This window comes from Celeribacter sp. (assembly GCF_048266405.1).
Taxonomy (GTDB): Bacteria; Pseudomonadota; Alphaproteobacteria; order Rhodobacterales; family Rhodobacteraceae; genus Celeribacter.
In genome coordinates this window covers 1-8585 of sequence record NZ_JBLWZO010000030.1, presented here as the reverse complement: position 1 = coordinate 8585, position 8585 = coordinate 1, and the positions used below count along the sequence as shown (strand labels likewise).

General features: G+C 52.8%; 9 protein-coding genes and 1 tRNA gene. 6 read left to right on the top strand and 4 right to left on the bottom strand.

All coding sequences use genetic code 11. From position 1 onward, the window contains the following. Positions 1–603: 603 nt before the first annotated feature. Positions 604–1158: a hypothetical protein gene (locus ACN0TS_RS18725; RefSeq protein ID WP_417260846.1), complete on the top strand. Its 555-nt coding sequence runs from the start codon at positions 604–606 to the stop codon at positions 1156–1158. A gap of 74 nt (positions 1159–1232) precedes the next feature. Next, on the top strand, positions 1233–1565 hold the full coding sequence (locus tag ACN0TS_RS18720) for an ATP-binding protein (protein ID WP_417260845.1): 333 nt from the start codon (positions 1233–1235) through the stop codon (positions 1563–1565). A 120-nt stretch (positions 1566–1685) separates the two neighbouring features. On the opposite strand, the gene ACN0TS_RS18715 is transcribed toward ACN0TS_RS18720, so the two are convergent. Continuing rightward, a complete protein-coding gene (locus ACN0TS_RS18715) occupies positions 1686–2699 on the bottom strand; it encodes an ImmA/IrrE family metallo-endopeptidase (protein WP_417260844.1) in 1014 nt (337 codons plus the stop codon). Then, a complete protein-coding gene (locus tag ACN0TS_RS18710) occupies positions 2699–3127 on the bottom strand; it encodes a helix-turn-helix domain-containing protein (RefSeq protein ID WP_417260843.1) in 429 nt (142 codons plus the stop codon). Before ACN0TS_RS18710 ends, ACN0TS_RS18715 begins: the two co-directional genes overlap by 1 nt. A gap of 154 nt (positions 3128–3281) precedes the next feature. Here ACN0TS_RS18710 and ACN0TS_RS18705 point away from each other — a divergent pair, with 154 nt between their 5' ends. The 4 genes from ACN0TS_RS18705 (at position 3282) to ACN0TS_RS18690 (ending at position 5978) form a co-directional block, all read left to right on the top strand. Then, complete coding sequence (locus ACN0TS_RS18705; protein WP_417260842.1) at positions 3282–4697, top strand: nucleotide-binding domain-containing protein; 1416 nt, start codon at positions 3282–3284, stop codon at positions 4695–4697. A gap of 2 nt (positions 4698–4699) precedes the next feature. Beyond that, complete coding sequence (locus tag ACN0TS_RS18700) at positions 4700–5281, top strand: SLATT domain-containing protein (RefSeq protein ID WP_417260841.1); 582 nt, start codon at positions 4700–4702, stop codon at positions 5279–5281. A 71-nt stretch (positions 5282–5352) separates the two neighbouring features. Further along, entirely contained in the window at positions 5353–5625 is a 273-nt protein-coding gene (locus ACN0TS_RS18695) for a 4Fe-4S dicluster domain-containing protein (protein ID WP_417260847.1), read from the top strand. Between the two features lie 279 nt (positions 5626–5904). Continuing rightward, positions 5905–5978, top strand: a tRNA-Pro gene (locus ACN0TS_RS18690). A gap of 235 nt (positions 5979–6213) precedes the next feature. Here the strand turns inward: ACN0TS_RS18690 and ACN0TS_RS18685 are convergent. Together ACN0TS_RS18685 and ACN0TS_RS18680 are read right to left on the bottom strand one after the other, a co-directional pair. Then, positions 6214–7548: a sulfatase gene (locus tag ACN0TS_RS18685; protein WP_417260840.1), complete on the bottom strand. Its 1335-nt coding sequence runs from the start codon at positions 7546–7548 to the stop codon at positions 6214–6216. Between the two features lie 671 nt (positions 7549–8219). Continuing rightward, a partial coding sequence (locus ACN0TS_RS18680) for a DegT/DnrJ/EryC1/StrS family aminotransferase (RefSeq protein WP_417260839.1) occupies positions 8220–8585 on the bottom strand: 366 nt, incomplete at its 5' end.

The following is an 8585-nucleotide window of genomic DNA, read 5'->3' as shown; positions in this document are numbered from 1 at the left end:
CGGTAATTTGCCCAGCCCAGGCCATCGGCCTGGGACCCAGCCAGCCGCCGATCGCGTCAGGGCCGCAGGCCCGGCAATTTGTTAGTCGCTACAAACCGTCGGGCCTGCGGCCCTGAGAGATTGAGTAGATGTGAGGCCGTCGTCGCTTCCCAGGCCTGCAGCCTGGGCTAGGCAAACAGTCGAGCCTACAGCCCTGATGCGCTCGAAGTGATTACCGTTTGGCTTTTGGCTTTCCCAAAATCATTCCTAAACGTTGGCCTGTCCCCAAATCGGTGTCGAATGGGGCGATTGCAAATTGCAAAATGAACATTGCAAATCGGCTATTGCAATCACCAAATGGAAGGCAGTTGGAGAGATCTCAACGCACCGCAGTGCAATGGAAAGATGGAGGGGGCTGTGACAGTCATTCCACGCCCTAAGGCGTGGCAGCGATTAGCCGGTGGTTGAGCGGAAGCGATACCACCGGTAGGGTGCGTCAGGCGATTTCCCGACCCCACAAGGGTCGCAGCACCCTGGATGGAATGCCGCTACCGCGATGCGCCAGTCGCATCGACCGCACGCGGAGCACAAATTTGCGTGTCCCCAAATCGGTGCCCCACAGACTTGAGTGCAGCGAAAGCGGCATTGGAGAAGGCACAGGCAAAACAGGCGGAATGTCAGGAGAAGTGGGAGTCTTCACAGGTTGCTGCTGACGCGGCTCGGAATGTTCGCGACGAACTGGGGAAAGAGCACGAAACCTCTCGCGTGAACCTCCGAAGCTTGAAGAAGAATCTGGACCAGTTGCAGGGGCGCTTGAATAGCGTGAGAGAAACTGAAACCGACGATTCGCTTGAGGCATCGTGGAAAAAGGCGACCGAAGCGGTCACTTCTCAGCAGACAGATGTCGGCACGACAGGAGAATCGTTGAGATCTAAGAATCCCGACGAAGTGAAAGCACTTGCTGAAACAGCTGCTAGTTCGCTTGTCACGATCAAGAAGCGGCGAGAAGACGCGCAGACTGAGCTGCCTGAAGTCCAAACACGACTGAAAATCCACGGAGAAGAAGGTCTTCACGACAAACTGCAAGCTGCAAAAACCAAACTCGAAAAACTCGCTTCAGAAAACCGTTCACTTCTTCGACGAGCGGCAGCGGCGAAGCGTCTATTCGATATCATGTGAAAAGAGCGTGACAAAGCACGGCGAGCCTATGTGGCACCACGGTTAAAGACCGTGTCGAGCGACTTGGGCGCCTGGTGTTTGACGAAGCCTTTCAGATTGAATTGAATGAGAACCTGCAAATCGTTGCCCGGACAAGCGACGGTATTACCGTGCCCTTTGATTCATTAAGTGGCGGGTCCAAAGAGCAGCTATCGCTGATCTTTCGGTTGGCCTGCTCGATGATCGTTGCTGAAGAAGGAGGAATGCCTCTTATCATGGACGATGTCCTCGGGTATACGGACCCCGAGCGGTTACGGCTAAAGGGTGCGGTTTTGGCGAAAGCCGCCAAGGAATGTCAGATCGTGATTCTTACCTGGGTTCCAGACCGGTACGCGAATATCGGTGAAGCTACAATTGTGTCGCTTTGAGACAAGATTGGGACTCCCGCTGATCAAACCTCCATGGAGTGGAGGCTTGAAAAATCCGGGCTCACCGTTAATTGACGATGCCGTCCTAGATCAGAAGATAATGCGAGTAGTGTTGTTCAATCAAAACAGTGATTCAGTTTGATTCCACTTTGTGCGTCGCTTTGCCTTCGACCAATCAACTCGTACTGGCCGAAGGATTGCCGCTACGCTGCATTCACCTTCCGGTCCACGAGCGCTGTCGTCAGTGGGCAAGGGGATCGCATTGACGGAATAGTCCCCGGAAGCCTGACCGAAATCAAAATGCGCTTTGGGCACATCCACGCAGCTCCAGTTCGCTGATGACTGGAGCACCGGGTTTTTGCGATCCACCGATTTGTTCGGTGGGAAATAGAGTCCCAATTGTTTCATCTCAGGGCTATAGATCGCGTAATCGACTCGGAGCTGCATGGCGGTTCGCAGTTCTTCTTCTGCTGAAATCCCAAATAGATTGCCCTGATTTTCATTTCCAATAATGCCCTTTTGAGTTGGCTTCAATTTCCAGCTAAAGAAGACTACAGCGACAGGAGTTGAAGCGAGTTCAACGTATCGTCTGAGTGTGGCTTCGCGAGAAGCTTGATAGGTGAGGGCAAGCTGCGTGAAACCATCAGCATCTGAAACCTCAGCGGCATGAGCGGTAAACGAACGCTCCGGAAACAACAGTTCTGAGGCTCCGATATCGCACAGCATTTCCAGGTGCTGCGACGGATCGCTCAAGTCGCGGTACCTTGCATCAGTGCGGCACCATTCCTTCTTTTCGTAGTCGGGAAAGAATGTATGGCTTATTTCATGTGCAATGCTGAAACGCTTTCTTGTCTCCGGGCGATCAGGGTTAACTCGCATTTCAACACCTCCCTGCCCGTCGGGACCAATCTCAGCGTCCGGGCTGAGTACTGGCATCGAGTCACTTGGCCGAATGCCTTTGAGGCTCGCAAGCATCATTACGTCGATTGGAATTTCCGGCTCACCAAAATTCTGCTCATAGAACACAATGTGCTCGCGTGCCTTTAGCCGAATCGCCTCTTCCGGTGATGCAGCACCTGTAGAACGAACGAGGCTCTCGATGAATTCCTTTATTGATTGCTTTTCGCCTGTCATTAGTCGGGCTTTCTCGCTTTGCTTGCCATGAGCAGATAGAGCTGATGCCAGTCATCTGCTGTTTCCGGTTGTGCTCCTCGAAAGCGAATCGATGCCAGATCGCAAAGATCGGCATCAGAGAGGGCTTGCCCCTGCTCGTGAAGTCGCTCACGCAAAGCCTGTAACGAGGGTGGCACCTCGACAGGGCCGGACGGCGCTGCGACTGTCGGAAGCTCCAGAAGTTCGGCAAGCGTACGCGAAAGCGCCAGACCAATTCGCATCAAAACCGCAGCTGAAGGTTTTTTCGAACCATCGGTATCTCGCTCCAGTTCCCACAGATAGGCCTTTGATATATCAGCTTTTTTTGCAACTTCATCGAGTGATAAACCCTTCTCTGTTCTGAACTTGCGCAGATTTCTGGCCAAGGGCACAGGGTCTTTCTCGTTCATTCTCAGCATCTCCCTATTTTCAATCAATTCTATCAGCAAGGTACGCCTTCAGCAATACAAGTTGTTTGTTATAGTTGACAACGTTCGAGCGAACGGATATGTTCACTATCGTTGTATGCGAGCCAGTGTGTGCTCGTCAGCGAACGGAGAACATTTGAAGTCACTAACGCCAAGCGAGCAGAAAACGATGAATCAAGATTTTGGAAGCAGTGCAACTTTCCTATCGCTCCGGTCCAGTGCGGCTGAGAAGTCAAAGTCTCCAAGCGTTGCCGAGCAGTTCTCTGGCTTTCTTGGCAACCTCGTCATCAAGAACATATCGCAAATTAGCGTGAGGTACGGTGAGATCACTGCCGCGCTCAACAAACGGTTTCGAGACACTGAATCGAAAACCGCGAACTCGCTGCAAGTTGGTTCTTTCGGACGCAGGACAGGTATCGATGGCATCTCTGACCTGGACATGCTCTATCTTATGCCAAAAGGGAAATGGGCAGACTATGAATCAGGAGGCCAATCCAAGCTCTTGAAGGACGTCAAGGATGCCATTCTGAAACGGTACCCTTCAACGAACGTTCGGGTCGACAGGCTGGTCGTGACGGTTACGTACACGAATTTTCACGTTGAAGTTCAGCCAGCCTTTGAGCAAGAAGACGGCAGTTTCAAGTATCCAGACACGAAGAACGGTGGCTCATGGAAGATCACCAAACCAAGAGCGGAAATGGACGAGGTTAGCAGAGTCGATACTGACAAGAATGGAAACTTGAAATGTTTGTGCAAAATGACGCGTGCATGGAAGAACAAGCACGGAGTTGGCATGGGTGGCCTCCTGATCGATACGTTGGCGTATAACTTCCTGACCTCGACGTCCGCATATGACACTGCAAGCTTTTCGTCGTACGATACGCTCTCCCGCAACTTCTTTGACTATCTTGCAAACCTTCCAAAGCAAGATCGATACGATGCTCCTGGAAGTCGGCAGCATGTAAAGGTTAAGACACCGTTTCAAAGGAAGGCAAAGAAGGCTCGAAAGCTGTGTGATGAGGCTATTGCGGCAGAAGGCCAGAAGAACTCTGGTAAGAAATGGAGGAAGGTATACGGGAACCAATTCCCGGTTGGCACACCCTCTTCCAAGGATGCCGAAAGCAAATCCATGGCTGCAAACGCGAGCTGGAACGATACGGAAGAGTGGATTGAAGATCGCTATCCTGTCGACATTAGGTACGATCTCAAGATCGATTGCACAGTGACGCAAAACGGGTTCAGGGCTCAAGCTCTGCGAGCCATGTTGGCCAAACATTTCCCGTTGCTGGCAGGAAAATCTTTAGCATTTCATGTCGAGCATTTAGGTGTCCCTGGCGATTACGAGTTGTACTGGAAGGTGCTCAATCGCGGGGATGAAGCAAAGCATCGAAATCAGGTGCGAGGGCAGATTGTGAAAGATACTGGCTCCCACAGCATTAGTGAATCCACTGACTTTATGGGTGACCATGTAGTCGAGTGCTACGCAGTCAAGGATGGCGTTGTTGTGGCAAAGGATCGAATTCACGTGCCGATTCAAAACAACAAGGCGTAAACATGAACCGTGAATATCTGCTTAAACATATCGCTGAAGTCGGCTACAACGTTGGGTTTGGTGCCAAGAAGCACTTTGCAACTTACGACATGGTATCCAAGGTGCCCGGTTTGATTGGTCTTGTCTCTGCCGCAGTCGGTGTTCTTGGCTTGGTCTATGAGCCAACCAAAGGCCTGTCAGCCACTTTTACAGCCTTAGGCTTCGTTGCGTACTACGTGAGTCAGTACGAACACAAGAGGGAGGAATACAGTGAAGCTGGAGCAAAGTTAACGGAGTGTTACAACGACATCAAGAAGACCTACCTGCGTGTAAAGTCGACCAATGTGGGTGACGAACTCGACGCATTTGAGCAAAAGGTTGATGAGATAGAAAAGTCAGCTAGCAAGGTGAGCCTTAGTGAACAAATCGTACTCAGCGACTGGTATGCGCACTACAAGTTCTTTTGGCAGCATCAAATCGGTTGGATGGATGAAGAGCTGAAATTCAAGCTATTCAGAGACAAACTGCCTCTAAGTTTGGTGCTGCTCGCAATTGTCTCTTTGGTGGCGACAACCGTATGGCTGGTGCTCAAATTTTGGGTTTAAAATCAATGGAGCTTTCGTCACCGTCATACGTTGTCACCGCTGCATGCATTTCCTGCCTCGATCGGTAATGTATTCAGAGTTGTCCGGCAAACTGCTTTTTCCTTGCGCCTCTGATTAGTCGATATAGTCCGCTTGAATTTATTTCGGCAGGAAGGGACGAGCCATCGGATCAGTCTGATATGGTGATGATTGACCCTGAAGAGTGCACAAACTGCGGAGCATGCGAGACGGAGTGCCCGATGGAAGCAATCTTTGAAGACTGCTTAGTCCCGGAAGAACTTGCGAATTGGATCGGGATCAATGCTTCCTACACGCGTTCACTCTCCGTTGAAAGAAAAATATAACTTCGTCAGCACCCGAAGTGAACGCAGTCAATCGTGTTTGTGCTCCGATCCAATTCACTCCAACCGCTTGAAGTTCTGCCCGATAAGTTCATTTAGCTGCGAGAAACGCAGTGGAACTGCTGTTTGCAAGTCGGAGAGACCTGAGCAGAAAAGTTCTTTGGGGGGAAAGGGGACATCCACAAAAAGTCGTCCAATATTGACGAGCAAAACGGGACGCGTAAACTTCGTTTTGAAGGGAACACTGCTGTTGAATGACGGTGTCGTTTCATCCAACAGAACCGGGGCGTGGCTCAGTTTGGTAGAGCGCTGCGTTCGGGACGCAGAGGTCGCTGGTTCAAATCCAGTCGCCCCGACTATCTTTCGAAACAAGCCCTTTGGCCAATAGGTCGAAGGGCTTTTTCATTGCCACGCAGGGGGAGGGCGTCAACGCGCGAGCTGTTCACATCCGATGCTTTTAAGCTGCGGCGTTCTCTTGCTTATTCCGCCACGAGTCATGGGTACCCGAAGGGGGTAGTGAAAGTCGATGCACTTGGTTGGCTAAGTGGATGTTGTCGCCGTGCAACGGCACCACGAAATGACGCAAGCCGGCTACGGTTGCCAAGCGACGCGGCCGCCCTGTTGGATGTGCCGCCGCAGGGAGGCCTTGAGTTGGTTTGCGATTTTGGAGTGCTTGCCGATCACGTTGTTGGTTTCATGCGGATCCAATCGCAGATCATACAGTTCCAACGGCGAGAACGGATCGTTGCGAAGCAGCTTCCAACGTCCCCGTATAACCGCATGGTAGGCGCCTCCGGCATAACGATTGTTGCCTTCGCGCCGCACAAAATACAGCTCGCGGTCCTCCTGCGGCATGGTCTTGCCGTCTAATGCAGGTTTCAAACTGACCGCATCGGATTCGGGGTCCGATTTCGCTTGCGCCAGATCAATAAATGTGGCCGCCAGGTCAAAGGTCAGCCCCCGATAGTCGCATTTAGTCCCGGCAAGTTCTGCATCGGTTGGACGGATCAGGAAGGGAACTCGAAGGCCGCCGTCGTAGTGACTTTGTTTTCCATCGCGCCAGGGAAGATTGCGTTGTCCATGCGGCAGTGAACCGCCATTGTCCGATGAGAAGGCGACCACGGTTTTCTCGCGAAAACCGGCTTCATCGAGCGCGTCCAAAAAACGGCCCACGTTGTGATCCAGATGCTCTACAAAAGCCACATTCTGGGCACGTTTCGCATCCAATTCGGGAAACCGCACCTTCGTCTGTTCCAACCACTCCGCCGGAGGTTGGATCGGGAAGTGAGGTGCGTTGTAGGGCAGGTAAAGGAAGAAGGGAGTCTTCGAATCGGATTGCCTTTGTCGGATGTAATCGATGGCCCAATCGGTGAACAAGTTCGTCGCATGCCCTTCGGGATCGATCTCTTCCCGATCGCGCCGCATGAAATTGATCCCTCCACGGCGATGATGGTAGTAGTCGTCCATCATGTCGCCCAAGAATCCGTGAAAGAAATCAAAGCCGCGGTCATTGGGCGTGTTGGGCGACTGCAATCCCAGATGCCATTTGCCTACGATCGCAGTGTGATAGCCCACAGCGCTGAGTCGATCGGCGATCGTGGGTACGCCGGGAGTGAAATAACCCCAAGAGTTTTCGGGGGCGGTTCGGATGACACCGGGAACCCCTACCCGATCTGCATAACGCCCCGTCATCAACGCCGCCCGCGTTGGCGAACAGACGGTGCAGTTGGCTCGCATGTTGGTGAACGTGATCCCTTGCGCTGCCAAGCGGTCGATGTGGGGCGTCTTGATATCCGGTGCCCCCTGGTATCCGACGTCGCCGAATCCCAAGTCGTCGGCCAAGATCAAGACCAAATTCGGTTGATCGGCCACCGCTACAAAGGGTGAGGCCAGTAGAAAGCCGATGATTGCGAGAAGGTATTTCATAGCGGCTATCATAACCTCGAAGCACTGGTGTTTCTAACGTGCCGCGACCAAACGTCTTTTTCGAAACGGGTTCGGGGTGGTGGCTTTCCTGTGATTTCCGAGCGGGAGTTGGTTGGGAAGGAGTCTTAAATGTTTTAGAGGGGACATCCACAGAATTGACTGTGTCGATTGGGGGCTCTCGTTCGGGGCAATTTTCTCGAAGAGCATCGTTGGGAACCAAGGGGTTGGCTGTTCCCAAATGGGACCCCGAAAGAGCCGGTTTGTTTTTGGGTGCCACTGGCACTGCCAGTGCGATGCGAGCGAAGTCTTCTTTCTGGGGGCGTCCCTGCCGAACCTTTTTCATTTCGGCCTGGTGGGCGGGGCTGCGTTCCAACCGGTTCGGCTTGTTGGTGGGACGCTGCGGAACGCTTGCGAGCTTGGTGTGACGAGCGTCGCTAATTCCACGGAACCGCGATTCGATTCGAGTACCCGTCGTCGGGAGAATCGACCAGAGACCGCATTGCCGATGCGGTTTGTCGTGCGTCAGAACCCCCAAAACTCAACACGCTTTTTACGTTTTGCGTTTTGAGTTTTGGAATCGCAGGTTCGTACCGGTGGGGCCCAGACATTGGGGACCCACGGAGAGGACCGCGTGGCGCGAGCGTCCACGCGGTTTGCAATCTGTCGGTGCGTTACGCAGCCGCTTTTTGGCGGCCTTCGTAGAACCCACGCAAGACGCTGACGACGCGTTCCTGTTCGGATTCTTCCAGTTCTGGGAAGATCGGCAGATTCAAGATCTCCGCCGCCGCTCGTTCGGTTTCGGGCAGCGAGCCCGGTTTAACCGTGACGTGAGCGAAACATTCCTGTTGGTGCATCGGCACGGGGTAATAGATTTCCGATCCGACACCGTGGCTGGCGAGATGCTCGCGAAGCGCGTCGCGTTGACCATCGGGAACACGGATCGAATACTGATTCCAAACGTGATACGCGTTTGGATCGAGTGTCGGTAACGTAAAGTGTTTGTGCAGGTCAGCGGCTTGCAACATGTCGCGGTAACG

Bases quoted from the DNA above. Each gene is read 5' to 3' on its own strand.
- ACN0TS_RS18700 (WP_417260841.1), top strand. From the start codon at position 4,700: ATGAACCGTGAATATCTGCTTAAACATATCGCTGAAGTCGGCTACAAC.
- ACN0TS_RS18685 (WP_417260840.1), bottom strand. From the start codon at position 7,548: ATGAAATACCTTCTCGCAATCATCGGCTTTCTACTGGCCTCACCCTTT.
- ACN0TS_RS18715 (WP_417260844.1), bottom strand. From the start codon at position 2,699: ATGACAGGCGAAAAGCAATCAATAAAGGAATTCATCGAGAGCCTCGTT.
- ACN0TS_RS18710 (WP_417260843.1), bottom strand. From the start codon at position 3,127: ATGAACGAGAAAGACCCTGTGCCCTTGGCCAGAAATCTGCGCAAGTTC.